The following is a 24,974-nucleotide window of genomic DNA, read 5'->3' on the forward strand; positions in this document are numbered from 1 at the left end:
CCCGCCGCTCGCAGGCTCGGTGGCCCCGTCCAGGGCACCGCCCCGAGCGTGCGAGGGGTGGGTGCGGAGGACGGGGTCCTCCCGCTGGTGCGGGGCCGTTCCAGCAGGTCACCGTCCACAGGTGCGCGGCGACGCCGCGCGCGGCGCGCGCGGGGCACGAAGCTGGGGGAGTGGACGGCGGAGTGCTCGCGGCCCTGGCCGACCTGCTGCTGCCGCGCGAGTGCGCCGGGTGCGGGGTGCCGGGCGCGGTCCTGTGCCGGCGGTGTGCCGCGCTGCTCGCCGTCCCGCACCTCGCCCAGCCGCGGCGTTTCCCGGCGGGCTTCCCGCCCACGGTGGCCGCCGGCGCCTACGCCGGGCCGGTGCGTCCGGCGGTCAACGCCTTCAAGGAGCGCGGCCGGGCCGAGCTGGCCCGTCCGCTGGGCGCCGCTCTGGCGCTGGCCGTCGCCGGCGTGCTCGCCGGGCTGCCCACCCGGTCGGGGCCGGTGCGGCTGGTCCCGGTGCCCAGCGGCGCCGCCGCGCTGCGCGCCCGCGGCCGGGACCACGTCCGCGAGCTCGCCGCGCGCGCGGTCGCCGAGCTCCGGGCGGCGGGGGTGCCCGCGGACGAGGTGCGGCTGCTGCGCCGCAGCGGACGCGCCGCGGACTCCGCGGGGCTCTCGGCGGCACAGCGGCGGGCCAACCTGGCCGGCACCTTCGTGCTCCGGGACGGCGCGCCCGAGCTGCCCGACGGGGCGGTGCTGGTGGTCGTCGACGACGTCGTCACCAGTGGCGCGACGCTCACCGAGGCGGCCGCGGTGCTCGCGCCGGCCGCCGGCCCGGCCGGCCCCCCGGTGCTCGCCGCGGTCGTCGCGGCGACCCCGCGGCGGCCTGCGGCGCGAGCCCCGCAGCACGTCCCCCCAGGTCCCCGTGGGGTCTGCTGATCGACTGTCGGGACCCGGCGACGCGGACTAGCGTGGGTTCGATCACAACCCGAACGACCGGGAGGTCTCATGGAGATCGTGGTCCGTGGCCGGAACGTCGAAGTCCCCGAACACTACCGACAGCACGTCGAGGACAAGGTCGGCCAATCCGATCGGTTCGACGGGAAGCTGAAGATCCTGCGCATCGACGTGGAGCTCTTCCACGAGAAGAACCCGCGCCAGTCCGGCAAGTGCCAGCGCGTGGAGATCACCCTGCGCGGCAAGGGCCCGGTGGTCCGCGCCGAGGCGGCCGCGCCCGACTTCTACGCGGCGCTGGACCTGGCCGCCGGCAAGCTCGACCACCGGCTGCGCAAGGCCGCCGACCGCCGCCGCGTCCACCACGGACGACGGACCCCGGCCAGCGTGCGGGTGGGCGGCAGCGCCCCCGGCACCGACGTCACCCACACCTTCGACCGCGACCGGGAGCTCGCGGAGGGGCCGCACGTCACCGACCTCGATGAGCACCTCCCCGGCCAGATCGTGCGAGAGAAGCACCACCCGGCCACCCCGATGCACGTCGACCAGGCCCTCCACGAGATGGAGCTGGTCGGCCACGACTTCTTCCTCTTCCTGTGCGCTGACACCGGGCAGCCGACGGTCGTCTACCGCCGGCACGCCTACGACTACGGCCTCATCCGGCTCGTCGACGCACCGCTGGACGGCACCGCCGCGCGGCAGTCCGCCGCCCCCGCGGAGCCCGCGGCGACCCGGGCCTGACGCCGGGGCGGGGGTGCGGCGACCCCGCACCCCCGCCCCGCTCACCCTTCCCGCAGCCGCCCGTAGAGCACTGCGTCCGCGCGGCGGCCGTCGCGGTAGGCCAGGCACCGGCGGACGACGCCCTCACGGCTGAAGCCGGCGTGCTCGGCCACCGTCTGCGACGCGAAGTTGGCCACGTCGGCGAACAGGTGCACCCGCTCCGCGCCGTACCGGAAGGCCCAGTCGGCCAGCCCCCGGGCGGCCTCGGTGGCGTAGCCCCGGCCGCAGGCCCAGGGCGCGGTCCAGTAGCCGACGTCCGGCCCCAGCAGGCCTCCGCCTCCGTCCAGGTGCCGCACCCCGCAGGCGCCGACCAGGCTGCCCCCGGCCTCCACGGCGGTGTCCAGCGCGGTGCCCGCAGCGCGACCGCGCGCGGCGGCCACGATGACGAACTCCTCGGCGTCGGCCCGCGTGTAGGGCTCGGGGAGGTTCGGCAGCCACCGCCGGTGCCCGGGGTCCTGGCAGGCCCGGAAGACGGCGTCCGCGTCGTCCGGGCGGAACGGGCGCAGCACGAGCCGCTCGGTGCGGACCACCTCGGTGGTCAGGTCGACGCCGGTGAGGTCGAGGGCCACCAGCCCATGGTCCGGGTTGCCCCGGCACCCGGTCGACCGGGATCTCCGGACGCGGACGGCGCCGATCGCGGGCCACCCGGGTCCGGCCGGCCGTCGCGTCGTCTTCGGCTGCCCGCCCGCCCACGGACGCAGGGACGGTGCCCGGGCGCCGGCGCCGGGATCGCGACAGACTCGGGGCCGTCGACGACCCGATCCCGGCTCGCGAGGTGACTGGGCATGGCGGCCTCCCGGGGAGCCCGACGGCTGATCGTCGTCGCGCTCCTGTGCGTCCTCGGCCTCGCGGCCTGGTACGGACGAACGGGTTGGGCGGACAGCGGTCCGTTCGTCCTCGTCCTGTTCGGCATCCCGGTGGTGTGCACGGCCGTCGCCCTGTGGGTCGAGGGCACGAGCAGGACGATGCTGGCTCCGGCGGTCGTCGCCGCCCTCGCGGTGGTCTCCCTCTCGTGGGCGCTGCTCACGGCCCTGGGCATCGGTCTCGTCCTCGTCGCGCCGTCGGTCCTGCTGCTGCTGGCCGCGCTGGCGTCCTGGCTCCACCGGACCGGGCGCGACACCGCTGCCCCGCCGCGGGCGTGATCGGACGGGGGCTGGCAGCCGCTGCTCGGACGCCGGTGCTCGCATCCCCTCCGGTGAGGGCTCCGGATCGCCCGGCCCCGTGCTCACCGACCCCGTCTCAGGGGTTGCCGAGCACCCGGTCGACCGAGATCTCCAGGACCACCCGGGCCGGGTTCTCCCGGGGGGTGCGGTAGCGGCGGGCGTAGCGGGCCTCGGCGTCGGCGACCGCGGCCGGGTCGTCACGCACCACCGCCGTCCCCTCGAGGGTCACCCAGCGGCGGCCGTCGACCTGGCACACCGCCACCCGCGCCTGGCCGGCGCGGACGTGCCGGGCCTTGGCCGACGTCCCCGAGGTGATCACCCGGGCGGTGCGGGAGGCAGCGTCGTAGGTGACCCCGACCGGGACGACGTGCGGGCTGCCGTCGGCGCGCAGCGTGGTCAGCGTGGCCAGGTGCCGCTCGGTGAGGAAGGTGAGCAGGCCGGCCGGCAGGTCGTCGAGGTCGTGGGCCACGGGGCGAGGTTAGGTCGTGCACCACCGGGGCATGCGCCGTCCATGGAACTCGCGGGTGCGAGGGTCCTCGTCGCCGGGGCGACCGGGGTGCTCGGCGGGGAGCTGGCGCGGGCGCTGCACCGCGCCGGGGCCGGGGTGGCGCTGACCGGCCGGGACGGCGGCGCGCTGCAGGCGCTGGCCGGGGAGCTCGGGGGCGTCCCCGCGGTCGTGGTCGACGCCGTCGACGTCGAGGCGGTCCGCGCCGCGGTCGACGCCGCGGTGGCGGGCCTCGGTGGCCTGGACGCCGTGGTCGTCGCCTGGGGTGTGGTGGCCTTCGGCCCGGCGGCGGAGGCCGACGACGCGGTGACCGAGGAGCTGTTCGCGGTCAACACGCTGGCGCCGATGAGCCTGGTCCGCGCCGCGCTGCCGCACCTGCCCGACGGTGGTGCGGTCGTGCTGCTGTCGGCCATCGTGGCCGACGCCCCGACGCTGCAGATGGCCGAGTACTCGGCGAGCAAGGCGGCGCTGTCTGCCTGGGCCGGTGTGCTGCGCCGCGAGCTGCGGACCCGTTCGATCACCGTGCTCGACGTCCGGCCGCCGCACATCGACACCGGGCTGGTCGACCGCGCCCTCGCCGGCGACCCGCCGCGGCTCCCCCCGGGACACGACCGCGCCGAGCTGGTCGCGGCGGTGCTCGACGGGCTCCGGCAGGGCGGCCGGGAGATCGTGCTCGACCCGGGCGGGAAGCGGCTCGTCCGCCGCTGAGCGTCGCGGTCGCCCACGGCGGGTCGTCGCCGGCAGCCCCGGGCGGCCGGTGGCGCCGCCTACCCTGGGCACGTGGTGTTCTCGAAGATCCTCCGAGCCGGCGAGGGCAAGCTCCTCCGACGACTGAACAAGATCGCCGACGCGGTCGAGTCGCTGGCGGAGGAGACTGCCGACCTCACCGACGCGGAGCTGCGCGCCAGGACCGACGAGTTCAAGGAGCGCCTGGCGGAGGGGGAGACCCTCGACCAGCTCCTCCCGGAGGCCTTCGCCGTCGTCCGCGAGGCCGCGACCCGCACCCTCGGTCAGCGGCACTTCCGCGTGCAGGTCATGGGCGGCGCCGCGCTGCACCTGGGCAACATCGCCGAGATGCGCACCGGTGAGGGCAAGACGCTGACCGGCGTCCTGCCCGCCTACCTCAACGCGCTCACCGGCCAGGGCGTGCACGTGGTCACGGTCAACGACTACCTGGCCAAGCGCGACGCGGAGTGGATGGGCCGGGTGCACCGCTTCCTCGGCCTCTCCGTCGGCGTGATCCTCTCCGGTGAGCGCCCGGCGCAGCGCCGCGAGCAGTACGCCTGCGACATCACCTACGGCACGAACAACGAGTTCGGCTTCGACTACCTGCGCGACAACATGGCCTGGAACAAGGCCGACCTGGTGCAGCGCGGGCACCACTTCGCCGTCGTCGACGAGGTCGACTCGATCCTCATCGACGAGGCCCGCACGCCGCTGATCATCAGCGGCCCGGCCGGCGACCCGGCGATGCACCGCTGGTACACCGAGTTCGCGCGGCTGGCGCCGATGATGCTGCGCGACGTCCACTACGAGGTGGAGGAGGGCAAGCGCACGGTCGCCATCACCGAGGAGGGCGTGGAGTTCGTCGAGGACCAGATCGGCATCGAGAACCTCTACGAGGCGGCCAACACCCCGCTCATCAGCTTCCTGAACAACGCGCTGAAGGCCAAGGAGCTCTACCACCGCGACCAGCAGTACATCGTCAGCAACGGCGAGGTGCTCATCGTCGACGAGTTCACCGGCCGCGTGCTGTCGGGCCGGCGCTACAACGAGGGCATGCACCAGGCCATCGAGGCCAAGGAGCGGGTGCCGATCAAGGACGAGAACCAGACCCTCGCCACGATCACCCTGCAGAACTACTTCCGGCTCTACGAGAAGCTCTCCGGGATGACGGGCACGGCCCAGACCGAGGCCGCCGAGCTCTCCCAGACCTACGGGCTGGGCGTCGTCCCGATCCCGACCAACCGGCCGATGGTCCGGGAGGACCGCTCCGACGTCATCTACAAGACCGAGCAGGCGAAGTTCGACGCCGTCATCGACGACATCGCCGAGCGGCACGAGGCCGGCCAGCCGATCCTGGTCGGCACGGCCAGCGTCGAGAAGTCCGAGCTGCTGTCCAGGCTCCTCCTGCAGCGCGGCATCAAGCACGAGGTGCTCAACGCGAAGAACCACGCGCGCGAGGCGCACATCGTGGCCCAGGCCGGCCGGCTGAGCGCGGTCACGGTGGCCACCAACATGGCCGGCCGCGGCACCGACATCCAGCTCGGTGGCAGCCCCGACTTCATCGCCGACGAGGCGCTGCGCGCCCGCGGACTGTCCCCGGCGGAGACGCCGGAGGAGTACGAGGCGGCCTGGGACAGCGCGCTGGAGAAGGCCCGGGACCAGGTGAAGGCCGAGCACGAGGAGGTCACCGCGGCCGGCGGCCTCTACGTGCTGGGCACCGAGCGGCACGAGAGCCGGCGCATCGACAACCAGCTGCGGGGCCGCTCCGGCCGCCAGGGCGACCCGGGTGAGTCCCGGTTCTACCTGTCGCTGGGCGACGACCTCATGCGGCGGTTCAACGGCCCGATGCTCGAGTCGATGATGACCACGCTGCGGGTCCCCGACGACCAGCCGATCGAGTCGAAGATGGTCAGCCGGGCGATCCTGTCGGCGCAGACCCAGGTCGAGCAGCAGAACTTCGAGGTCCGCAAGGACGTCCTGAAGTACGACGAGGTGCTCAACCGCCAGCGCACCGTCATCTACGCCGAGCGGCGCAAGGTGCTCGACGGCCAGGACCTGCACGTGCAGGTCCGCTCGATGGTCGACGAGGTCGTCAGCGCCTACGTCGACGGCGCGACCGAGATGGGCTACGCCGAGGACTGGGACCTCGAGCAGCTGTGGACCGGCCTCAAGGCCCTCTACCCGGTGGGCCTGGACCGCGACGAGCTGATCGACCGGGTGGCCGACGGCGACCAGGCGGCGCTGACCGCCGACGTCCTCAAGAGCGAGCTGCTCGACGACGTCCACCGGGCCTACGAGGAGCGCGAGGCCACCCTCGGCGCGGAGGTCATGCGCGAGCTCGAGCGCCGCGTGCTGCTGTCGGTGCTCGACCGCAAGTGGCGCGAGCACCTCTACGAGATGGACTACCTGCGGGCCGGCATCCACCTGCGCGCGATGGCCAACCGCGACCCGGTCGTGGAGTACCAGCGCGAGGGCTACGACATGTTCATGTCGATGCTCGACGGCATCAAGGAGGAGTCGGTCGGCTTCCTGTTCAACCTGGAGGTCAAGACCAAGGAGCAGCAGGACGCCGAGGCGCGGGCCACGCAGGCCGAGGCCGAGGCCAAGGCGCTGGCGGCGGCACAGCAGGGGACGGCGCGGGTGCGGGCCCGGCAGGCGGCGGCCGCGCAGGCCGCGGCGGCGCAGGCGGCCGCGGCTCCCGCAGCCCCGGCTGCCGCACCGCCGGCCCGGCCGACCCACGCCGAGCCGCACCTCGCCGCGTCGGCGCCTGCTGCCGCTGCGCCCGCTGCTGCTGCGCCCGCTCCCGCGCCGGCGCAGCCGGTCCCGGCGCCCGTCGAGCCGGCTCCCGCCGTGGCCCAGGCGGCTCCGGCGCCGGTCGAGCCGGCTTCGGCGCCGGTCGAGCCGGCTCCTGCGCCGGTCGAGGACGACGGCGTCGCACCGGCCGCCGAGCCCGTCCCGGCGGCCCGCCGCACGGGGACGGCCCGGCGTGGCCGGCACGCCGCGCCGGAGGACCTCGCCCCGGTGACCCCCGAGGTCGAGGGGCCGGTGTCCTCGGGCACCGCTCCGGAGCTGTCGGTGAAGGGCCTCGACGACCCGCACCGCAGCGACCAGCTCAGCTACTCGGCGCCGAGCCTGGACGCCTCGCCCCGGGAGAGCGGACGGGTCAAGGCGGCCAAGAGCGCGACCGTGACCGGCACCAAGGAGCCCTCGCGCAACGCGCCCTGCCCGTGCGGCTCGGGCAAGAAGTACAAGGTCTGCCACGGAGCCCCCTCGCGGGCCTGAAACAGGACCCCTGCTCCCCGCCACTGTCGAGCTCGCGGCGGGATCCTGCAGGGGCCGCCGTCCCGGGTCCCATCCTCCGCAGGCCAGGGCGGGGCCGGGAGGGGGCCGTTCAGCCGATCTGCAGCGCCGTGCACCGCCACCGGCCGTCGATGCCCTCCAGCCGCGCGGCGACCGCGTGCGCCCGGCCGGCGCGGCGGGCCACCGCGGTGATCTCGGCGACCCCGTCGACCGGTTCGCAGACGTGCACCGGGCCCAGCAGCACCGGGGCGGTCCCACCGGCGCACCACCGGGGGCGGCGACCGCTGGAGAGGGCCGCGTAGACGCCGAGGGCGGTGAGCGGCTGCACTTGGGTCAGCGGCCTGCGCCCGGCCAGCGCCTCGAGGGCCAGGGTCAGCAGCCGCCGGCCGGCGATCCGCGGGTCGGGCAGGTCGGCCCGGCCCGACCAGGCCGGCTCGAAGCCCGGCGCAAAGCCCGCGGGCGGGTCCTCCGGGCGGGGCCGCGGACCCGGCCGGTGCGGCACCCGCGGCATCGCCGCGCCCGGCAGCACCAGCCGCAGCACCGGCTCCGGGTCCAGCGGTGGCTGCGGTGTGGGGACGACGGTGAGCCGCGGCGTGGCCGCGCGCAGCGGCTGCGGACCGGTCGTGGGCGCGGTCTCGTCGGCGGCGGGCTGGACGGGTGTGGCAGGCGCGGACATCGGGGTGCTCCGGGGCTCGGGAACGGGCAGGTGGGCGACGTCAGGACGCCGGGGGTGGGCGCAACACCTGGCCCGGCAGCAGGACGTCGGGGTCGGGGCCGATCACGGCGGCGTTGGCGTGCCACCAGGCGTCGACGGAGGCGGCCACCTCACCGTCGGTCGGGGTGCTGCCGGTCCGCCGGGCGAGGTCGCCCGCCGCGATGTCCCACAGGCACTCGCCCCGCAGGACGACGTGCTCGCCCGGCAGCGGGGCCGGCGTGGCCGGCCAGTCCGGCACGGCCGTTACGGACGGCGGCTGGTCGGACCGCGGCTCCGGGGCCGGCGTGGCCGGCCAGTCCGCGACGGACCCCTGCGCAGGGGGAACGGCGACGTCCGCGGAGGCCACGGCGACGGCCCGGGGGAGCGCGCCCGAGGCCGGAGTGCAACCGGCCAGCAGCGGGCCCCCGGTCACCAGACCGACGCCGAGGGCCAGGGCAGCTGCGCGCCGGGCGCCGCCGGGCAGCACCCACCGGGTCAGGGCCCGCGCCAGCGTGCCCGCGGCCCCGGGCAGCGCGGACAGCGCCGTGAGCGTCAGGCCGAGAGCGCCCCAGAGCCAGACGACCCAGGCCAGCACCGCGACACCGGCGAGCAGCACGCCTTCTGCGCCGGCGGTGTCGACGGCGCGCTGCAGGTCCGGACCGGTGTCGGTCACACCCGTCAGGTCCGGGGTGACCGCGCGCAGGCCGGCGGCAGCGACAGCCATCGCGGCCGTCGTCCCCAGCAGGCGCCGGATCGACATGTCTCCTCCTCGACCGATCGACTGAGGTCCGACTAAAGCAAGCAAATACAGGCAAACGCAAGGATCGGTGTCCACTAGTGTGGAAACCGAGGAGGTGGCGGGATGCGGTGGCAACGGCTCTTCGCCGACCTGCAGGCGGAGTTCGACGAGGCGGAGGCCGCGGCCGAGCGGGCGGAGGACGCCTCGCGCCGGCGCGCGGAGACAGGGGCGGTCCGGCTGGTCGACCGGCTGGCCGGCGCGCTCGGCCGCCCGCTGGTCCTGCGGTGCCGCGGCGCCGGTGACGTCGCCGGCGTCCTCGTCGAGGTGGGAGCCGACTGGCTGCTGCTGACCGACGACGGCCGCCGCGAGGTCCTGGTGGCGACCTCGACGGTACGGACGGTCGGTGGACTGGGGCGGGTCACGGCCCCGGCCGAGGACCCCGGTCCGGTCCGGGCGCGGCTGGACCTGCGGCGGGCGCTGCGAGGCCTGGCCCGCGACCGGAGTGTCGTGCAGGTCGTGCTGGACGACGGCGCGGTGCACGTCGGCACCGTGGACGGCGTCGGCGCCGACCACGTGGAGCTCGCCGAGCACCCGGCCGACCAGCCGCGCCGGGCCACGGCCGTGCGCGGTGTGCGGGCGATCGCCCTAGCGGCGGTCGCGGTGGTGCGGACGTTGACGCCCGGCCTCGACCAGCTCTGACCGGCCCGGGCCGTGGGGGGTCAGCCCCGGCCGCGCCCTCCGGGGCTGCTCGCCGCGTCGTCCTGCTCTGTCTGCTCGCCGGCCGCGGGCTCCGAGGCCACCGAACCGGCGCGCGCCTCGGCGTACTTGCGCGCGATGAAGCGCTCGAGCTCCTCGTTCTCGACCCGCCACTGGCCGCGACCGCCGATCTGGATGGCGATCAGCTCCTTGCGGCGCACCAGCGCGTAGGCCTGGGACCAGGAGACGTTGAGGATCTCGGCCACGTCGTCGAGGGTCAGGAACCGCGGTGTGGGCATCAGGTCTCCGTCCGGTCCCGGACATTCTGGCAGCCCCGTCCGGGTGGCAGGCGCGCTGTCCACAACCCCGAACGTGTGGACAGCGCCTGCACGCACCGGCTCCGCTGCCGCATCATCTGCGTCCGACCGTGGCCCACCCGGGCCGTCCACGGCGTCCGTGCAGATGGAGGAACCGCTGGCTGTGAGCGCCACGCGAACCGTGCCCACCGCCCCGGCAGCCGTCACCCCGGGCACCGCCGCCCCCGTGCCGGGGTCGGCGCCGCGACGGGTCCGGCCCCCTCGCTGGCTGGACCTGCGCCTGGTCCTGGGCGTCCTGCTGGTGCTCGGCTCGGTGCTGCTGGGAGCCCGCGTGGTCGCCGCCGCCGACGCGACGGTCCCGGTCTGGTCGGCCGCGGGCGACCTCGCCGCGGGCGCCGTGCTCACCTCCGGGGACCTCGTGGCCGTGGACGTCCGGCTCGACGACGTCGCCGGCGCCTACCTCGCGACGAGCACCCACCCCGAGGGCCGCACCCTCGCCCGGGCCGTGCGGAACGGCGAGCTGCTGCCGCGCACGGCGCTGGAGGAGCCGGCCGAGCTGGTGCAGCTCGCGCTGCCCGTGCAGGCCGGGTACGTGCCGCCGGGGCTGGACCGCGGGCAGGTCGTCGACGTCTACGCCGTCGCGGACCCCGCTGCCGGGGCCACCGCGACGGGGGACGGCAGCGTGGCCCTGGTCGTGGCGGCGGCGCCGGTGCAGGCCGTCTCCGGGCGCACCGAGGGCGTGCTGTCGACGGCCACGACCACGGTGCAGGTGGTCGTCTCGGTGCCGGTCGACCAGGCGCCGGTCGTGCTGGAGGCGATCGGCGGCCGGCCGCTGGTGGTCGTGGTGCACGGGTCGGTGGACGTCGCCGCCGGTGTGGCGGCGAGGCCGTCCGCCCGCCCGACCGCGACGTCGTCACCGGCTTCACCGCCGGCGCCCACGGTCCCGTCGGGCGCCCCGGTCGCGCCGACTCCGCCGGCCGCTCCGGCCACTCCGACGGCCACGGACCCGGCCGTCCCGCCGGCTGCGTCCCCCGGCTCGCCGGCCGGCGAGCCGGGTGCTGCGACGCCTACCGTCCCGGCGACCGGGACGCCCTGATGGCCCTGCAGGTCGTCACCGCGGTCACCGGCGCCGGCTGGGAGTCCGCGCTGGTCGGTGCCCTCGACCGCGCCGACCACGGCGTCACCGTCGTCCGCCGGTGCGTGGACGTCTCCGAGCTGCTGGCCGCAGCGGCCACCGGGACGGCGCAGGCCGCCCTCCTGTCGGCGGACCTGCGCCGCCTCGACGGGGACGCCGTCGCCCGGCTGTCGGCGGCCGGGGTGGCCGTCGTCGGGCTGGTGGACCCCGGGGACGAGCGGGCCGCGGACCGGCTGCGCGGCCTCGGGGTCGGCCGGGTGCTCCCGGCCGACGCCGCGCCGGAGGAGATCGCCCGGGCGCTCCGCGAGGCGGTAGCCGGAGGCCCGACCCCCGGGCGGGACATCGCCGACCCCCGGGCGGCGCTGCCCGCGCACGGGTTGCCCGAGCCTGCGCCGGAACGGCCGGCCGGCCGGGGTCGGGTGGTCGCGGTCTGGGGCCCGACAGGCGCGCCGGGCCGCACCACGGTGGCCGTCGGGCTGGCCGACGAGGCCGCGCGGCTGGGCGTGCCGACCCTGCTGGTGGACGCCGACGTCTACGGCGGTGTGGTGGCCCAGGTGCTCGGCCTGCTCGACGAGTCACCCGGCCTGGCCGGCGCGGCCCGGCAGGCGGCCGCGGGCACCCTCGACGAGGCGGCGCTCGGCCGCCTGGCGTGGGCGGTGCGCCCGCGGCTGGGTGTGCTCACCGGCCTGGCACGCGCGGACCGCTGGCCCGAGCTGCGCCCGCACGCCGTGGCCGCCGTCCTCGACGAGCTGCGCCGCAGTGCCGAGCTCACCGTGGTGGACTGCGCGTTCAGCCTCGAGGAGGACGAGGAGCTCTCCTTCGACACGGCCGCGCCCCGGCGCAACGGCGTGACGCTCACCGTTCTCGAGGCCGCCGACGTCGTGCTCTGCGTCAGCGGAGCGGACCCCGTGGCACTGCAGCGGAGCATCCGCGCCCTCGGGGAGCTGCGCGACGTGCTCGCCGACGTCGAGCCGGTCGTCGTGGTCAACCAGGTGCGGCGTGGCCCGGTGCCCGGTGACCCCCGCCGCGAGATCGCGAACGCACTGGAGCGCTTCGCCGGCCGCGAGGTGGGCTTCTTTCTGCCCGCCGACCGACGCGCCACCGATGTGGCGCTGGCCGAGGGGCGCACGCTGGCCGAGGTGGCGCCGTCCTCCCCGCTGCGGGAGGGGCTGCGGTCCGTGGCGGCGGCGCTCACCGGCGTGCCGGTGCCGACCGCCGGTCGCGGGCGCCCGCGGCGGCGCCGCCGCGTCGGCCGAGGCGGCGACCACTGACGTCCGGGATGCCTCCCGACGGTGCCGCGTCGTAGCGTGGGGACCCCGACCGGGAGGAGACCTGAGGTGGAGCGCCTGACCACCCTGGACGCGTCGTTCCTCTACCTGGAGAAGCCGGACAACCCGATGCACGTGGCCGGCGTGCTCGTGCTGGAGCCGCCGGCGGGCGGTCTGGACGCGCTCGCCTCGCTGGTGGCGGCCCGTCTCCCTCTGGTCCCGCGCTACCGGCAGCGTGTCCTCGAGGTGCCCGGTCACCTGGCCAACTCGGTGTGGGCCGACGACCCGGACTTCGACGTCGAGTACCACGTCCGCCGGTCCGCGGTGCCCCGGCCGGGGACGCAGGCCCAGCTGCTGGACCTGGTCTCCCGGGTGGTCGCGCGGCCGCTGGACCGGAACCGGCCGCTGTGGGAGCTCTACCTCGTGGAGGGCCTGCCCGAGGGCCGGGTCGCGGTGATCACCAAGACGCACCCGGCGCTGGTCGACGGGTTGGGGACCGTCGACATCGGCCAGGTCCTGCTCGACGACTCGCCCGACGCGTTCCTCCCCGAGCCGGAGCGCTGGCGTCCCCGCCCGTTGCCCGGTGCGCTGCGGCTGGTCGGCCAGGCGGTGGAGGAGTACGTGCAGCGCCCGTCGGCGGTCGTGGAGACCGCCCGGCACGCCGTCACCGACGCCCGGGCCACCGGCGCGCGGCTGACCAGCGCGGCCGGTGGAGCGGTGCGGGCGGCGCGGTCGGCCCTGTTCCCGGCGCCGCACAGCCCTCTGAACGCGGTCAGCGGCAGCCAGCGCCGGGTGGCGGTGGCCCGGGCCGAGCTCGACGACGTCAAGCGGGTCCGCAAGGCGCACGGCGGAACGGTCAACGACGTGCTGCTGACCGTGGTGACCGGGGCGCTGCGTGACTGGCTGCTGTCGCGGGGTCAGGCGGTCCTCGGCTCGACCTCGGTGCGGGCGCTGGTGCCGGTGTCGGTGCAGGGCGAGGAGGAGGAGGTCCCGGGCAGCCGGGTGTCGAGCTACCTGGTGGACCTGCCGGTCGGGGAGCCCAACCCGCGCGTCCGGCTGGCGCGGCTGAGCTTCGCGATGCGCGGCGTGAGCCAGCACGGCCGGTCGGTCGGCGCGGACACGCTCATCGCGCTCACCGGCTTCGCCCCGCCGACGCTGCACGCCCTCGGCGCCCGGGCGGCGCGCGGCCTGTCCCGCCGGATGGCCAACCTGGTGGTCACCAACGTGCCGGGCCCGCAGGTGCCGCTCTACGCCGCCGGCGCCCGGATGCTGGAGGTCTTCCCCGTCGTCCCGCTGGCTCCGGGGCAGGGCCTGTCGGTGGGCATCACGAGTTACGACGGCCGTGTCTTCTTCGGCCTGAACGCCGACCGCGACGGCGTCGGGGACGTCGACGTGCTCGCCGACCTCATCGAGCAGGAGCTCGCCGGCCTGGTGGAGACCGCGGGCTGACCCAGGGCGGGCGGAGCCACCCGGGCGCCGGGATACCGTCGGGCGTCCGCCCAGCACGAAGGAGCCAGCCCGGTGCGCGTCTACCTGCCCGCCACGACGAGCGTCCTGGGGACCCTCGTGGACGACGGGCGGCTCCGCGGCCCGCTCACCGCCTTCGCGGTCACCCCGGGCCTGCGGGAGTTCTACGCCCTCAGCGACGCCGGAGCCGACGAGGAGGAACTCGAGTACGCCGCCCTGCTGGCGGCTGCGCGGGCCAGCCTCCGGCTCGTCGACGTCGACCCCTCGGCGGCCCGCCGCCGGGTCGTGCTGGCCGCCGACGTCCCCGACGCCGCGGTCAGCGACATCGGGGACCCCGACGCCGACCGCGGTGCCGTCCGCGTCACCGGGGACGTCGCCCTGGCCGACGTGGCCAGCGCGCACGTCGACGACGCCGAGGCCGAGGACGACGTCCGGGCGGCGGTCAACGTGGTGCTCGAGGCCGACCTCGGCAGCGAGGACGCGCAGTTCGTCGTCGACCAGGCGGAGGGGCACGAGCTCGCCTGGTACGCCACCCAGGAGATCGGGGCGCTGCTCGAGCTGCTCTGAGCGCGGCCCGGAGCGGGCGGTCACCACCCCGCTCCGCGCGTCCCGCTGCCCGTGAGCGCCTCGACCGGGCCGCTCCCCGGCAGATCGCGGCGGGCCACCTGGACCCGCTGCGCGGTGCCCGCGACGACCAGCCATCCCGACCCGGGGCGCGCGGGGACCGGCGTGCGGGGGAGCCGGATGCCCAGCAGGTCGGCGTCCCCGGGACCGGGGGACAACAGCAGGCCGCTGCGCCGCCGCCGCAGCGCGGGCACCGGACCCCGGTAGGCGGCCGACAGCTCGGCGGCCGTCCCAGCCACGACGAGGACGACGTCCGGGACGGACTCCGCCGCGGGCAGTGCACCGAGCACCGCGGAGTCGGCGAGCAGGGCGGAGTCGTCCACGACCACGGCGGCCGGGGCGCCGTGCAGCTCGGCGAGCCACGTCTGCCACCCGGCGACGTCCGTGGCCTCCAGCCACAGCCGACCCGGCGCACCGTCGGCGTCCCGCGTGCTCCGGACCACGTGCAGGACCGCGACACCCGCGGTGGCGAGGTGGCGGGCGCAGGACTCCAGCGCCGTGGTCCGGCCGCTGCCGGGCGGCCCGGCGACGAGCAGGCCCCCGGTGCGGGCCAGGTCGACGGTCAGCACGCCGCCGTCGTCGCCGCCCGGACCGATCGGCAGCAGCAGCGGGTGCCCCGAGCCGCTCGACCACGGCAGCGGGAGCACGGGCGCGGCCGGCAGTTCGGGGACCGACAGCGGCCGCTGCCGTCCCGGGGTGGCAGCCGGCCAGGTGCCGGGCAGCCGGCGGGGCAGCGCGAGCTGGCACTCCCGGGCGTCCTCGCCGACCAGCGCGCGCCCCGGCGGCCGGTGCCCGGGCACGGCGCCGGCCGGGACACCGGCGACGGCGTAGTCGGCCCGGTCGGCCAGCGGCAGCACCAGCCGGGTGTCGACGGCGTTGGCCAGCCGGCCGCCCGGCACCGCCCGGTCGGCGGTGAGCAGGCACGTCAGCCCGGCCGCTCCGCCGTCCCGGACCAGGCGCAGCAACGCCGCCGACCCCCGTCCCGGATCGGACTCGTCGAGCTGCGCCATGACCGACTCCGCGCCGTCGACGAGCAGCAGCAGGTGCGGCGGCGGGTCCTCCGGCGGGACGGCGCGCCGCGCGGCCACCTCCTGCGCCAGCCGGTCCAGCAGCCGCACGGTGCGCAGGGCGTCGTCCCGGCCGACCGCGGTGCCGGCGTGCGGCAGACCGGCCACCGCCGCGGCCAGTCCGCCTCCGCCGTGGTCGAGCACGTGCACATGCAGCCGGTCAGGGCCCAGTGCGGTGACCGCTTCGGCCAGTGCGCTGCGCAGGAACGTCGTCCGCCCGCTGCGGGGCCCGCCGACCGCGAGCCACCCGCCGGCGCGGGCCAGGTCCAGCTCGACCGGCTCCTGCGCCTGCACGTCCGGGCGGTCCAGCAGCCCCAGTCGCAACCGGTCCACCGCGGCGGGCCGACTCTCTAAGTGCTCGAGCTCCTCGGCGGTCAGGCGGTCGGGGAGGGCGGGGCGCCAGGGCCGGTGCGGCAGCGGCAGGCCCGTCTCGCCGGCCCGGCGCACCAGCGCCTCGGTCAGCACGGCGAGGTCGCTGCGCCCGGCCGGTTCCCCCTCCGCCGGGGGCGCCGGGGGTGCCGGCCAGCGCCAGCGAGCCACCTGCGGTCCACCGTCCCGGACGTCGAGAGGGGCGCCGCCGACCCTCGCGGCCTGGAACAGCACGGCGGCGCCCCCGCCGGCCCTCAGGTAGCCGCGGCCGGGGGTGTCGACCGGGAGGACGGCGGCCTGTGCGGAACCGAGGACGTCCCGGGACTCCGCCTCGTCGGTCGTCCGCAGGCAGACGCGCAGCGTGCAGTTGGCCCGGATCTCGGGGGAGACGACACCGCCGGGCCGCTGGGTGGCCAGGACCAGGTGCACGCCCAGCGAGCGACCCCGCTGCGCGATCCCGACGAGACCGGACAGGAAGGCGGGCAGCTCCTCGGCCAGCCCGGCGAACTCGTCGACGACGATCACCAGCCGGGCCAGCTCCACCGCGTCGGGCAGGGCGCCCAGGTCCGGTACGCCGTGCGCGGCGAGGAGGGACTCGCGCCGGGTGAGCTCGGCGGTGAGCGACCGGAGCGCGCGGGCGGTGGCCGCACCGGCGAGGTCGGTCAGCAGGCCGACGGTGTGCGGGAGCGCGGCCGCCTCGGCGAACGCCGCGCCGCCCTTGTAGTCGACGAGCAGGAACGAGCAGCGGTCCGGTGGGTGGGCCAGGGCCAGGCCGGCGATGAGGGTCTGCAGCAGCTCGGACTTGCCGGAGCCCGTCGTCCCGGCCACCAGGGCGTGCGGTCCGTGCCGGCACAGGTCGACCGACAGGTCGCCGGTCGCGGTGCGGCCCAGCGTCGCGACGAGCGTGTCCCGGGCTCGGGACCAGCCGCCGGACGGCGCGCCCGCGGCTGCGGGGACCGCCCGGGCGGCCGGCAGGTCGAGCAGCCGGACGTGCCGGGGGAGGGCGGCGTCGACGGTGGCCGGTGCTAGCGCGGCCAGGTCGCGCGCCAGCTGCGCGGCCACGCGGCGGGGCAGGCGGTCGACCGCCGTGGCCGACCGCCTGCCCGCACCGGACCGGAGGAGGGCAGCCTCGCCGCCGGTCTCGCCACCGAGCTGCAGCACCGCCTCACCCAGCCCGGGGAGGTCGGCTGTCGACGACCCGCAGGCCAGCGGGACGACGCCGGCGGAACGGGCCGTGCGCAGGGCGGCGAGCAGCCGGGCGCCGACCGGCCGGTCGACCAGCACGACGACCCAGCCGGGTGCACCGTCCTGGGCGACGGCCCGGCGGGACAGCAGCGCGGCGAACCACCGGAGCGAGTCCCCGTCGGCCGCGTCGGCCGGGGGAGCGGGGTGCACGTGCACCGCCTCGGCGGCGAGGTGCGGGAGCCACCGCAGCCACGCCCAGTCGGCCAGCCGGTCCGGTGTGGTGAGCAGCGCCAGCTCCACCTCACCGGGGGCGTGCAGGGCTGCCAGCTGACCGAGGACGGCGCTGAGGACGCCCACCGCCGGGGCACGCGGACCGGCGACCCCCAGCCCACCGGTGCCGGCGAGCTCGACGACGACGGGCAGCAGGTCCGACGGCTCCCGCCGCCGGGGACCGTCGGACTCCACCCGCGCCACGCGGGACTCCCCGGGGCCGGTCCCTATCCGCACGGCCAGCGCGTCGGCGTCCCCCCGGCGGCGCTGCCAGAGGTCGGTGGACCGCCGCCGCGCCGCGGTGGTGAGGGCGGCGAGGTCCGGGTGCGCGGCCGCCGCGGCGCGCTCGTCGGCGCGGAGCGCTGCTGCCAGCCGGTCCCGCGCCGCGGTGAGCTCGGCTGCGTGGGTGGCCCGGGCGCGTCGCGAGCTGCGCCGGCCCGACCACCGGTCCGACAACCAGGTACCGACCGCCACCACCGGGCTCAGCAGGGCGAAGAAGAGGAAGTGCGGCGCGTCCAGCACCCAGGCCAGGACCACACCGCCCACCGCCGGCAGCGCCACGGCGACCCACGCCAGCCGGCGGGACGGCGCGGCGGCAGGCGCGGCCGGGAAGGTGACCTCGACGTCCTCGCGCGGTGGGTGCAGCCGCGGACCCGGATCCAGGCGCAGCCGTCCGCCGTCCCCGGGCCGGAGGGTGGCCCGGGCGCCACCGGGCCCGGCGGTCCGCAGCGTGCTGGACCCCAGCCGGATCGGCGCGCCCGCGGGCCAGGGCCGCGGCTCCCCGTCGAGCGGCACGCCGTCCAGCTCGCTGCCGTTGCTGGACCCGAGGTCGCGCACGGTGAGGTCCCCGGTGCCGACCTCCACCAGCAGGTGCCGGCGCGACACGTCCGGATCGGTCAGCCGGGCGGTGGCCTCACCGCCGCGGCCGACGACGTGCCTGCCCCGCTCCAGGGGCACGGCCGTGCCGGCGTCCGGGCCCCCGACGACGTGCAGTTGCAGCGCGCTCGACCGCGCGGCGGCAGCCGGGCGCGGGCCGGGCCGGCCCAGTCCCAGCAGCGCCCCGTGCGCCAGCGCCGGGTCGCTCAGCGGCAGCTCGTCGTCCAGCCGGGTGCTGCCGGACCAGAGCTCCGCGGACGGCAGGCGCAGCGCAGCGGCCAGTGGCGGCAGGACCGCGCCCAGCCGGTCGTCGTCCCGGGCCGAGACCGCCACGTCGAGTGCGCCGGTGGGCGCGACGAGGGTCCAGCAGCGGGTGGTGGGGGAGCGGGCGGGCACGCCGCGACCCCTGCTCGCCGCAGACCGCTCACCGGGTCCGCGCGCGGATCTGTGGACGCCGGGCGGGCTGTGGACGGCCGGGGCCGGGTGCCGGGCGAGGACCCCTACCGTCCGCCCCGACCGGGAAGGACCCGGACGACGAGGAGGACACGTGAAGGTCGAGATCGCCACCCTGCAGACGCTCGCCGGCCAGTGCCGCGCCGAGGCCGCCGACACCGCTGCCCGGCACACGGCCCTGTCGAGCACCGTCGACGCCTCGGTGCTCGAGGGCTGGACCGACAGCCAGGCCGCGGCCCGCTTCACCGAGCTCTACGAGCAGTGGCGGCTCAGCGCCCAGGGGGTCAGCGACGCGCTCACCGGGATGGGCGGCCTCCTCGACGGCGTGGCGGCGTCCTACCAGCAGCACGAGGCGGACGTGGCGGCCCGCATCGGGGCGCTGCTCTGACGCCGTCCCCCGGGTGCGGGCTCAGCCCGGTGGTGCGGCCCCGGCCGGGGAGACCTCGGCCGGGCGCTCGCCGCCGGTGGGGGACCGCAGCCGGCGGGGAACCTCGGGCAGGCGCTCCCACGGCAGGATCGACAGGATCGCGACGCAGTGCGGCAGGAAGATGATCGCCACGCTGGCGTAGACGGCCAGGTGGAAGCCGACCAGGAAGACCACCAGCGCCACGCGCGCGCGGGCCGACCAGACAAGCAGCGCGAGCGGTGCGGCGAACTCCAGCGCCAGCATCGCCCACTGGGCGCCCACCAACAGGCCGGGCGTCTCGAGGAGCCAGTCCGACAGCACGGTTCCGCGCCGCACGATCGCCCGGGCCAGCGTGGCGCCGGTGGCCCAGTCCCAGCCGCCGAAGCGCATCTTGGCCCAGGCGGCCAGGAAGTAGGTGAGCACGACGGTGACGAAGACCGCCGCCATGGCCCAGCCGGCCGCCTCCGAGGAGCGCTTGTCGCGCCACCGCACGCACCCGATGGTGGGCAGCACCGCCAGCGCGACGAGGTAGGCGATCCGGTCGTGGTCCACCTTCCCGTAGCTCATCGCGATGACCATCCACTCGAAGTAGAGGAGGAACACCGCGGTGCCGAGCAGGCGGGGGGCGCGGCCGGTCGCCGCCGCCAGGGCGGCCAGGACGAGGGCCCACTGCACGACGACCACCACCGCCGGGGTGGGCGTCGGCAGCGGCAGCAGCCGGCCGATGGTCAGCGGCGCGTACCACTCGGTCGGGACGTCGGCGTGCGCCCGCACCCACGCCGTGGTGAGAAAGACGTCGACCGGCACGAACAGGTAGGCGATGGTGCGGAACACCGCGATCCGCGCCAGCGGGACGGGCCGGAACCACCAGTCCCACTCCGTCCGGCGCGTCGCGGACGACGGCACGGCGGCGGTCGCGCCGGGCCCGGGGGAGGCGGTCGTGCTCACGGGGTGCCCTCCTGGCCGGGCGTCACGGAGTGGTCGACGAGCACGCTCTCGGTGATCTCACCGGTGCGCCGTCCGTCGTCGAGCGCGTGGCGGCGCTGCACCACCCGCACCGCCACCAGCGGCTCGGCGTCGGGGTGGCCGGCGGCGTAGGACTCGGCCAGCAACCCGAGCAGCTGCGGCTCCTCGACGAGGCGAGGCAGCTGCCCCTCGAACTCCGCCCGGCGCAGGCCCACCTCGCCACCGGAAAGGCGCACCTCGTCGCCGTCGGCGGTCACGCCCACCACGCTGGTGGAGACCACCGGCCGGTCGGGGTCGGCACGCGTTGAGTACATCCGGAACGGGCCGAACGGGAACTCAGAGTCGTTGCCCCACAGGGTGCCGCCGAGCAGCAGCGCGAGCACCACGGCGGTGGCGGCGAGCCGCACCCGCCGGCCCGAGGGGGAGAGCGTCAGGACACCGGTCTCCCCGGTGTCCGGAACGGGGGGAGCCGGTACCACGGGCGCATCGTAGGATCGGCGGCCGTCCAGGTGGGTCACCGACGCGTGGTGGGCAACTGGCCCGCCGGGCGTGGTGGGCCCGCGCCTGCGACTCCTCCGGTGCCCCGCTGTCAGCGTCGACGTCGGGAGGCGGCAGGTGCAGTTCGGTCGGTACTACGAGGAGTTCGAGGTCGGTGCGGTTTACAAGCACTGGCCGGGCAAGACCGTCACCGAGTACGACGACCACCTGTTCTGCCTGATCACGATGAACCACCACCCGCTGCACCTGGACAGCCACTACGCGGCGGAGACCACCGACTTCGGCCGGAACGTCGTCGTCGGCAACTACGTCTACTCGCTGCTGCTCGGCATGAGCGTCCCGGACGTGTCGGGCAAGGCCATCGCCAACCTCGAGATCGAGTCGCTGCGGCACGTGGCGCCGACCTTCCACGGCGACACCGTCTACGGCGAGACCACGGTGCTGGACAAGACCGAGTCCAGGTCGAAGGACGACCGCGGCGTCGTCCACGTCGAGACGATCGGCTACAAGCAGGACGGCACCGTCGTGTGCGTCTTCCGGCGCAAGGTCATGGTGCCCAAGCGCTCCTACGGCGAGGCCCGCGGCGGCGAGCAGCCCGGCCGCCCGGAGCCCAGGCCCCGCAGCTGACCGGCGGCGTGCTGCCGCACCCGGTCAGGACGGCAGCACGCCCCAGCCGCGGAGCGTCTCCAGCAGCCGCGGCGTGCAGGTCAGCCGCTCCAGGTCGGCCGCGTCGGCGAAGGTGACGGCGTCCGCGTCATCCCCGGCGACCGGCGTGGCCGAGGAGTCCAGCAGCGTGCAGGCCAGGTCGACGACGTCGTAGACGACGCCGGGGCCGGGCACCCGCACCCGGCCCACCTCGGCGCCGGCCTGCACCGCGAGGCCGGTCTCCTCGCGCACCTCGCGCTCGACCGCCGCGGCCACCGACTCGCCGGCCTCGACCCGTCCACCGGGCACCGACCACAGCCCGCGCGAGGGCTCGTGGCCCCGCTGCACCAGCAGCAGCCGGCCGTGCGGGTCGAACACCACCGCACCGACGCAGGCGACCACCGGCACGGGGGCGTCGGCGGCGGGCGGCACGCCCCGAACGGTACGCACGGCCCGCCGGGTCAGCGCTTGACGAACCCGTCAGGTCCCAGGACGGTGATGCCCGATGACTGCCACCACGGTCTGTCCCCGCTGCGGCCAGCGCGTGGTCGTCCGTCCCGGGAACTCGGCCCAGGCCTGGTGCCACGTGCACGGGGCGGTGACACCGCTGCACCACACCCTCCTGGTGGCGCACGACGCCATCGCCGCGGTGACCGCCGACGCCCGGGTCCCGGCGTGGGTCCCGGACCCGATGCCGTCGGGCTGGACGGTCACCGGCCTGGCGTGGGGCGGGGAGCCCGGCGCGCGGGCGATCGTCGTCGACTGCGCCGGGCCCGCTCCGCTCGGCGGCTCGGCCGAGCTGGTGCTCGTGGCCGAGGAGCCGGGCACGGGCGTGGGCTGCGGGTACGCCGGGCTGCCCGGCCTCGACCCCGGCGACGTCATCTCCGGCCCCTCGTCGGCCGACGTCGAGGCCGCCGGGCAGCGCGCGCCGCTGTGGGCGGTGCCGACCTCCGACGACCGGGCCGCCTTCGTGGGAGAGGCCTACGGCGTCTGGTTGTGGCTGGTCATGTGGCCGATGTCGGCCGCGTGGCTGCTCGCCGAGCGGCTGACGCTGCTCGACCTGCGCGAGCGTCTCTACCCCGACCTGCCGCTCGGCCCGCCCAGCGAGCACCTGCTGCCCGGACCGTGACGGACCGGACCGGACCGCATCCCCGGCGGCGTGTCCCGGGAGGGACCCCTGGGGCGTGTGTTACCCATGGGGCTCGCCGTGCGGGCGGCCCCGTCCGCGCGCCCACCTGACACCACCCGCGGAGGTGACGGTGAAGAAGGTCCTCACCTGGCTGGCACTCGCCTTCGTCGTCTTCTACGTCATCTCGGCGCCCGAGAGCTCGGCCGACTTCGTCCGCACCGCCGGCCAGGCCCTGGGTGACGCGGCGTCCTCGCTGGCCTCGTTCTTCGAGTCGCTCGCCTAGGCCGCGTGGCCGGCCCCGACGGCCACCGACCGCGGTGGAGCAAGGACGCCGACAAGTACCTGCGGCCGAACGAGAGGCCGCCCGTCGTCGCCACCCGCCGGCACTGGGCGGTGCTCATCGTCCCGGTGGCCAAGGCGTTACCGGTTCTGGCCGTCGGCCTCTGGCTGATGGTGCGCGACCCGGAGAACCGGGTCAGCGCCAGCATCGGTCTCATCGTGCTGCTCGGGGCGCTGGGGTACCTGGCGCTGAGGGGAGGCGAGTGGTGGATGCGGCACTTCTTCGTCACCAACCGCCGGGTGCTCCTGACCCGCGGGATCGTCGTCCGGACCGTAGCCGTGCTGCCCCTGCGCCGGATCACCGACTTCACGTACGCGGAGACGGCGCTCGGCAAGATGCTGCGCTACGGCACCTTCCGCTTCGAGTCCGCGGGCCAGCAGCAGGGCCTGTCGGAGATCACCTTCCTGCCGAGGGACAAGCGGGTCTACGACGACGTGAGCGAGCTGCTGTTCGGCAACGGAGGTGGCGGCGGTGGGGACGACTAAGGCGGGACCGCACCGTCGCCGCGGCAGGCCGGCCCGCCACTGCCTCCGCACCCGAGCCGCCCGGAACGGGGACCGGCGGGCGCCGGGACGCCGCACCGCGCTCCGCCCTGCCGCCGGTCCGTCGCGCCGGGCCTGTGGCCGGCCGTTGGATGCGGCAGTCTGGGCGCTGATGCGGATCGACCTGCACACCCACTCGTCGGTGTCCGACGGCACCGACAGCCCCACCGAGCTGCTCGCCGCGGCCCGGGCCGCCGGCCTGGACGTCGTCGCGCTCACCGACCACGACACCACCGCGGGCTGGGCCGAGGCGGAGCGGGCCCGCCCCGACGGGCTGACCGTCGTCCCGGGCGCAGAGCTGTCCTGCCGCTGGTTCCCCGCGGGGTCCCCGCCGATCAGCGTGCACCTGCTGGCCTACCTCTTCGACCCGGGGCACCGGGCGCTGGCGGCGGAGCGGGCCCGGCTGCGCGACGAGCGGCTCAGCCGCGGCGAGCGCATCGTGACCGCCCTCGCCGACGCCGGCCACCCGGTCGCCTGGAGCGACGTCGTCGAGCGCGCCGGCGGCGGGGTGGTGGGCCGGCCGCACGTGGCGCGGGCCCTGGTCGAGGCCGGCGTCGTCGAGTCGGTCGACCACGCCTTCGCCACGCTGCTGCACCACCGCAGCCCCTTCTACGTCGCCAAGGCCGACACCGACGTGCTCGTCGGCATCGCGCTGGTGCGCGCGGCCGGCGGGGTGCCGGTGTTCGCCCACGGGCTGGCGACGCGGCGCGGCCGGGTGGTCGGGGACGAGGCGATCGCGACGATGGCCGAGGCGGGGTTGCTCGGCCTGGAGGTCGACCACCCCGACCACGACCCGGACGAGCGCGCCCACCTGCGCGGCCTGGCCGGCGAGCTGGGGCTGCTGGTCACCGGCTCGAGCGACTACCACGGCAGCAACAAGACGACGCCGATCGGCGCCTGCGCCACCGCGCCGGACCAGTTCGACGCTCTGCTGGCGGCGAGCACCGGCGCCGCGCCGTTCGGCGGGAGCGCCGGCGCCTCCGGTTAGCGTGACCGGCATGGGAGGCGCACAGCTCGAGATGCCGGGCATGCCGCGGCGGCTGTTCCCGGCCACGCCGAGCAAGCTGGCCGCCTTCAGCGACTGCCCGCGCCGCTACCGGCACGCCTACGTCGACCGGCCCAGCCCGGCGAAGGGCCCGGCCTGGGCGCACAACAGCGTGGGCTCGGCGGTGCACGCCGCGCTGCGCTCGTTCTGGGAGCTGCCGCTGGCCAGGCGCACCCCGGGCTCGGCGCGCCAGCTGCTCTACGGCGTCTGGTCGGCGGCCGGCTTCCGCGACGCCGAGCAGTCCGAGCGGTGGCGCGCCCGGGCGGCGGGCTGGCTCACCGACTACGTGACCGGCCTCGACCCCGCCGACGAGCCGGTCGGCACCGAGCGCCAGGTCGCCGCCACCACCGAGCGGCTGGCGCTGTCCGGCCGGGTCGACCGGATCGACCAGCGCGGCGAGGAGCTGGTGGTCGTCGACTACAAGACCGGCCGCTCGGTCTGCACAGACGACGAGGCCCGCGGCTCACCCGCGCTGGCCGCCTACGTGCTGGGGGTGCGCCGCACCCTGCGCCGGCCGTGCAGCCGGGTCGAGCTGCACCACCTGCCCACCGGCACGGTGGCCGCCTTCGAGCACACCGACCGGTCGCTGGCCAACCACGTCCGGCGGGCCGAGGACGTCGCCGCCGACATCACCGCGGCCACCGCGGCCGTCGACGGCGGGGAGGACCCGGACGCCGCCTTCCCCGCGGCTCCCGGCCGCCAGTGCGGCTGGTGCGACTTCCGGCCCAGCTGCGCGGTCGGTCGGGCGGCCACCCCGCCGCGGGACACGTGGAGCTTCCTCGCCGAGGAGACCTCGGCCGACGCCTGATGGCCTCGTCCCGGGCCCCGCCCTGAGCT

General features: G+C 76.6%; 26 protein-coding genes. 17 read left to right on the plus strand and 9 right to left on the minus strand.

The window, feature by feature from the left end:
- Positions 1-170 precede the first annotated feature (170 nt).
- Complete coding sequence (locus BMW27_RS14250; protein ID WP_091445227.1) at positions 171-917, plus strand: ComF family protein; 747 nt, start codon at positions 171-173, stop codon at positions 915-917.
- 69 nt (positions 918-986) lie between these two features.
- A complete protein-coding gene (gene hpf / locus BMW27_RS14255; RefSeq protein WP_091445230.1) occupies positions 987-1,673 on the plus strand; it encodes a ribosome hibernation-promoting factor, HPF/YfiA family in 687 nt (228 codons plus the stop codon).
- Positions 1,674-1,714: 41 nt separating this feature from the next.
- Here hpf and BMW27_RS23440 read toward each other — a convergent pair whose 3' ends face one another.
- Positions 1,715-2,281: a GNAT family N-acetyltransferase gene (locus tag BMW27_RS23440; protein WP_175486514.1), complete on the minus strand. Its 567-nt coding sequence runs from the start codon at positions 2,279-2,281 to the stop codon at positions 1,715-1,717.
- Between the two features lie 216 nt (positions 2,282-2,497).
- On the opposite strand from BMW27_RS23440, the gene BMW27_RS23445 reads away from it, so the two are divergent.
- On the plus strand, positions 2,498-2,854 hold the full coding sequence (locus tag BMW27_RS23445; RefSeq protein ID WP_175486515.1) for a hypothetical protein: 357 nt from the start codon (positions 2,498-2,500) through the stop codon (positions 2,852-2,854).
- Positions 2,855-2,951: 97 nt separating this feature from the next.
- Here BMW27_RS23445 and BMW27_RS14265 read toward each other — a convergent pair whose 3' ends face one another.
- Positions 2,952-3,344, minus strand: coding sequence for a pyridoxamine 5'-phosphate oxidase family protein (locus BMW27_RS14265; RefSeq protein WP_091445235.1), 393 nt, complete (start codon positions 3,342-3,344; stop codon positions 2,952-2,954).
- Between the two features lie 42 nt (positions 3,345-3,386).
- On the opposite strand from BMW27_RS14265, the gene BMW27_RS14270 reads away from it, so the two are divergent.
- Together BMW27_RS14270 and secA are read left to right on the plus strand one after the other, a co-directional pair.
- Complete coding sequence (locus tag BMW27_RS14270; RefSeq protein ID WP_091445237.1) at positions 3,387-4,088, plus strand: SDR family NAD(P)-dependent oxidoreductase; 702 nt, start codon at positions 3,387-3,389, stop codon at positions 4,086-4,088.
- A 72-nt stretch (positions 4,089-4,160) separates the two neighbouring features.
- Complete coding sequence (gene secA, locus BMW27_RS14275; RefSeq protein ID WP_091445239.1) at positions 4,161-7,388, plus strand: preprotein translocase subunit SecA; 3,228 nt, start codon at positions 4,161-4,163, stop codon at positions 7,386-7,388.
- 109 nt (positions 7,389-7,497) lie between these two features.
- Here secA and BMW27_RS14280 read toward each other — a convergent pair whose 3' ends face one another.
- Positions 7,498-8,082, minus strand: coding sequence for an Rv3235 family protein (locus BMW27_RS14280; RefSeq protein WP_091445241.1), 585 nt, complete (start codon positions 8,080-8,082; stop codon positions 7,498-7,500).
- Positions 8,083-8,122: 40 nt separating this feature from the next.
- A complete protein-coding gene (locus BMW27_RS14285; RefSeq protein WP_091445243.1) occupies positions 8,123-8,860 on the minus strand; it encodes a LysM peptidoglycan-binding domain-containing protein in 738 nt (245 codons plus the stop codon).
- A 102-nt stretch (positions 8,861-8,962) separates the two neighbouring features.
- On the opposite strand from BMW27_RS14285, the gene BMW27_RS14290 reads away from it, so the two are divergent.
- Positions 8,963-9,538 carry a hypothetical protein gene (locus tag BMW27_RS14290; protein WP_091445245.1) on the plus strand — a complete coding sequence of 192 codons (576 nt, stop codon included), beginning with the start codon at positions 8,963-8,965 and terminating at the stop codon, positions 9,536-9,538.
- 20 nt (positions 9,539-9,558) lie between these two features.
- On the opposite strand, the gene BMW27_RS14295 is transcribed toward BMW27_RS14290, so the two are convergent.
- Complete coding sequence (locus BMW27_RS14295; RefSeq protein WP_091445247.1) at positions 9,559-9,834, minus strand: helix-turn-helix domain-containing protein; 276 nt, start codon at positions 9,832-9,834, stop codon at positions 9,559-9,561.
- 181 nt (positions 9,835-10,015) lie between these two features.
- Between BMW27_RS14295 and BMW27_RS14300 the strand changes: the two genes are divergently transcribed.
- The 4 genes from BMW27_RS14300 (at position 10,016) to BMW27_RS14315 (ending at position 14,289) form a co-directional block, all read left to right on the plus strand.
- Complete coding sequence (locus BMW27_RS14300) at positions 10,016-10,948, plus strand: SAF domain-containing protein (protein ID WP_091445249.1); 933 nt, start codon at positions 10,016-10,018, stop codon at positions 10,946-10,948.
- Positions 10,948-12,258 (plus strand): CpaE/TadZ family protein, encoded by a 1,311-nt coding sequence (locus tag BMW27_RS14305; protein ID WP_091445251.1) that lies wholly within the window; start codon positions 10,948-10,950, stop codon positions 12,256-12,258. Before BMW27_RS14300 ends, BMW27_RS14305 begins: the two co-directional genes overlap by 1 nt.
- Positions 12,259-12,324: 66 nt before the next feature.
- On the plus strand, positions 12,325-13,704 hold the full coding sequence (locus tag BMW27_RS14310; protein ID WP_091445254.1) for a WS/DGAT/MGAT family O-acyltransferase: 1,380 nt from the start codon (positions 12,325-12,327) through the stop codon (positions 13,702-13,704).
- 72 nt (positions 13,705-13,776) lie between these two features.
- Entirely contained in the window at positions 13,777-14,289 is a 513-nt protein-coding gene (locus BMW27_RS14315; protein WP_091445255.1) for a DUF6912 family protein, read from the plus strand.
- A 20-nt stretch (positions 14,290-14,309) separates the two neighbouring features.
- On the opposite strand, the gene BMW27_RS14320 is transcribed toward BMW27_RS14315, so the two are convergent.
- Positions 14,310-18,509, minus strand: a complete 4,200-nt coding sequence (locus BMW27_RS14320; RefSeq protein WP_175486516.1) for a type VII secretion EssC family protein — start codon at positions 18,507-18,509, stop codon at positions 14,310-14,312.
- A gap of 151 nt (positions 18,510-18,660) precedes the next feature.
- Here BMW27_RS14320 and BMW27_RS14325 point away from each other — a divergent pair, with 151 nt between their 5' ends.
- Positions 18,661-18,954, plus strand: a complete 294-nt coding sequence (locus tag BMW27_RS14325; protein ID WP_091445734.1) for a WXG100 family type VII secretion target — start codon at positions 18,661-18,663, stop codon at positions 18,952-18,954.
- A gap of 21 nt (positions 18,955-18,975) precedes the next feature.
- On the opposite strand, the gene BMW27_RS14330 is transcribed toward BMW27_RS14325, so the two are convergent.
- Positions 18,976-19,920: an HTTM domain-containing protein gene (locus BMW27_RS14330; protein ID WP_091445259.1), complete on the minus strand. Its 945-nt coding sequence runs from the start codon at positions 19,918-19,920 to the stop codon at positions 18,976-18,978.
- Positions 19,917-20,417 carry a hypothetical protein gene (locus BMW27_RS14335; protein WP_245743581.1) on the minus strand — a complete coding sequence of 167 codons (501 nt, stop codon included), beginning with the start codon at positions 20,415-20,417 and terminating at the stop codon, positions 19,917-19,919. The genes BMW27_RS14330 and BMW27_RS14335 overlap by 4 nt, the downstream gene beginning before the upstream one ends.
- Before the next feature lie 136 nt (positions 20,418-20,553).
- On the opposite strand from BMW27_RS14335, the gene BMW27_RS14340 reads away from it, so the two are divergent.
- Positions 20,554-21,063 (plus strand): MaoC family dehydratase, encoded by a 510-nt coding sequence (locus BMW27_RS14340; RefSeq protein WP_091445264.1) that lies wholly within the window; start codon positions 20,554-20,556, stop codon positions 21,061-21,063.
- A 24-nt stretch (positions 21,064-21,087) separates the two neighbouring features.
- On the opposite strand, the gene BMW27_RS14345 is transcribed toward BMW27_RS14340, so the two are convergent.
- Complete coding sequence (locus tag BMW27_RS14345; RefSeq protein WP_245743582.1) at positions 21,088-21,513, minus strand: NUDIX hydrolase; 426 nt, start codon at positions 21,511-21,513, stop codon at positions 21,088-21,090.
- Between the two features lie 73 nt (positions 21,514-21,586).
- On the opposite strand from BMW27_RS14345, the gene BMW27_RS14350 reads away from it, so the two are divergent.
- The 5 genes from BMW27_RS14350 to BMW27_RS14365 all read left to right on the plus strand — a co-directional run bounded on the left by BMW27_RS14350 (position 21,587) and on the right by BMW27_RS14365 (position 24,945).
- Positions 21,587-22,210, plus strand: a complete 624-nt coding sequence (locus tag BMW27_RS14350; RefSeq protein WP_012950249.1) for a DUF6758 family protein — start codon at positions 21,587-21,589, stop codon at positions 22,208-22,210.
- A gap of 130 nt (positions 22,211-22,340) precedes the next feature.
- A complete protein-coding gene (locus BMW27_RS23450) occupies positions 22,341-22,493 on the plus strand; it encodes a hypothetical protein (protein WP_175486517.1) in 153 nt (50 codons plus the stop codon).
- Positions 22,494-22,498: 5 nt separating this feature from the next.
- Entirely contained in the window at positions 22,499-23,035 is a 537-nt protein-coding gene (locus BMW27_RS14355; RefSeq protein ID WP_091445269.1) for a PH domain-containing protein, read from the plus strand.
- 169 nt (positions 23,036-23,204) lie between these two features.
- Positions 23,205-24,080: a PHP domain-containing protein gene (locus tag BMW27_RS14360; protein ID WP_091445271.1), complete on the plus strand. Its 876-nt coding sequence runs from the start codon at positions 23,205-23,207 to the stop codon at positions 24,078-24,080.
- A gap of 10 nt (positions 24,081-24,090) precedes the next feature.
- Entirely contained in the window at positions 24,091-24,945 is an 855-nt protein-coding gene (locus BMW27_RS14365; RefSeq protein WP_091445736.1) for a RecB family exonuclease, read from the plus strand.
- Positions 24,946-24,974: the final 29 nt, after the last annotated feature.

The sequence above is a fragment of the Geodermatophilus poikilotrophus genome (genome assembly GCF_900111455.1).
GTDB lineage: Bacteria > Actinomycetota > Actinomycetes > Mycobacteriales > Geodermatophilaceae > Geodermatophilus > Geodermatophilus poikilotrophus.

Bases quoted from the DNA above. Each gene is read 5' to 3' on its own strand.
- BMW27_RS14295 (WP_091445247.1), bottom strand. From the start codon at position 9,834: ATGCCCACACCGCGGTTCCTGACCCTCGACGACGTGGCCGAGATCCTC.
- BMW27_RS14360 (WP_091445271.1), top strand. From the start codon at position 23,205: ATGCGGATCGACCTGCACACCCACTCGTCGGTGTCCGACGGCACCGAC.
- BMW27_RS14290 (WP_091445245.1), top strand. From the start codon at position 8,963: ATGCGGTGGCAACGGCTCTTCGCCGACCTGCAGGCGGAGTTCGACGAG.
- BMW27_RS14280 (WP_091445241.1), bottom strand. From the start codon at position 8,082: ATGTCCGCGCCTGCCACACCCGTCCAGCCCGCCGCCGACGAGACCGCG.
- BMW27_RS14285 (WP_091445243.1), bottom strand. From the start codon at position 8,860: ATGTCGATCCGGCGCCTGCTGGGGACGACGGCCGCGATGGCTGTCGCT.
- hpf (WP_091445230.1), top strand. From the start codon at position 987: ATGGAGATCGTGGTCCGTGGCCGGAACGTCGAAGTCCCCGAACACTAC.
- BMW27_RS23445 (WP_175486515.1), top strand. From the start codon at position 2,498: ATGGCGGCCTCCCGGGGAGCCCGACGGCTGATCGTCGTCGCGCTCCTG.
- BMW27_RS14365 (WP_091445736.1), top strand. From the start codon at position 24,091: ATGGGAGGCGCACAGCTCGAGATGCCGGGCATGCCGCGGCGGCTGTTC.
- BMW27_RS14305 (WP_091445251.1), top strand. From the start codon at position 10,948: ATGGCCCTGCAGGTCGTCACCGCGGTCACCGGCGCCGGCTGGGAGTCC.
- BMW27_RS14350 (WP_012950249.1), top strand. From the start codon at position 21,587: ATGACTGCCACCACGGTCTGTCCCCGCTGCGGCCAGCGCGTGGTCGTC.
- BMW27_RS14270 (WP_091445237.1), top strand. From the start codon at position 3,387: ATGGAACTCGCGGGTGCGAGGGTCCTCGTCGCCGGGGCGACCGGGGTG.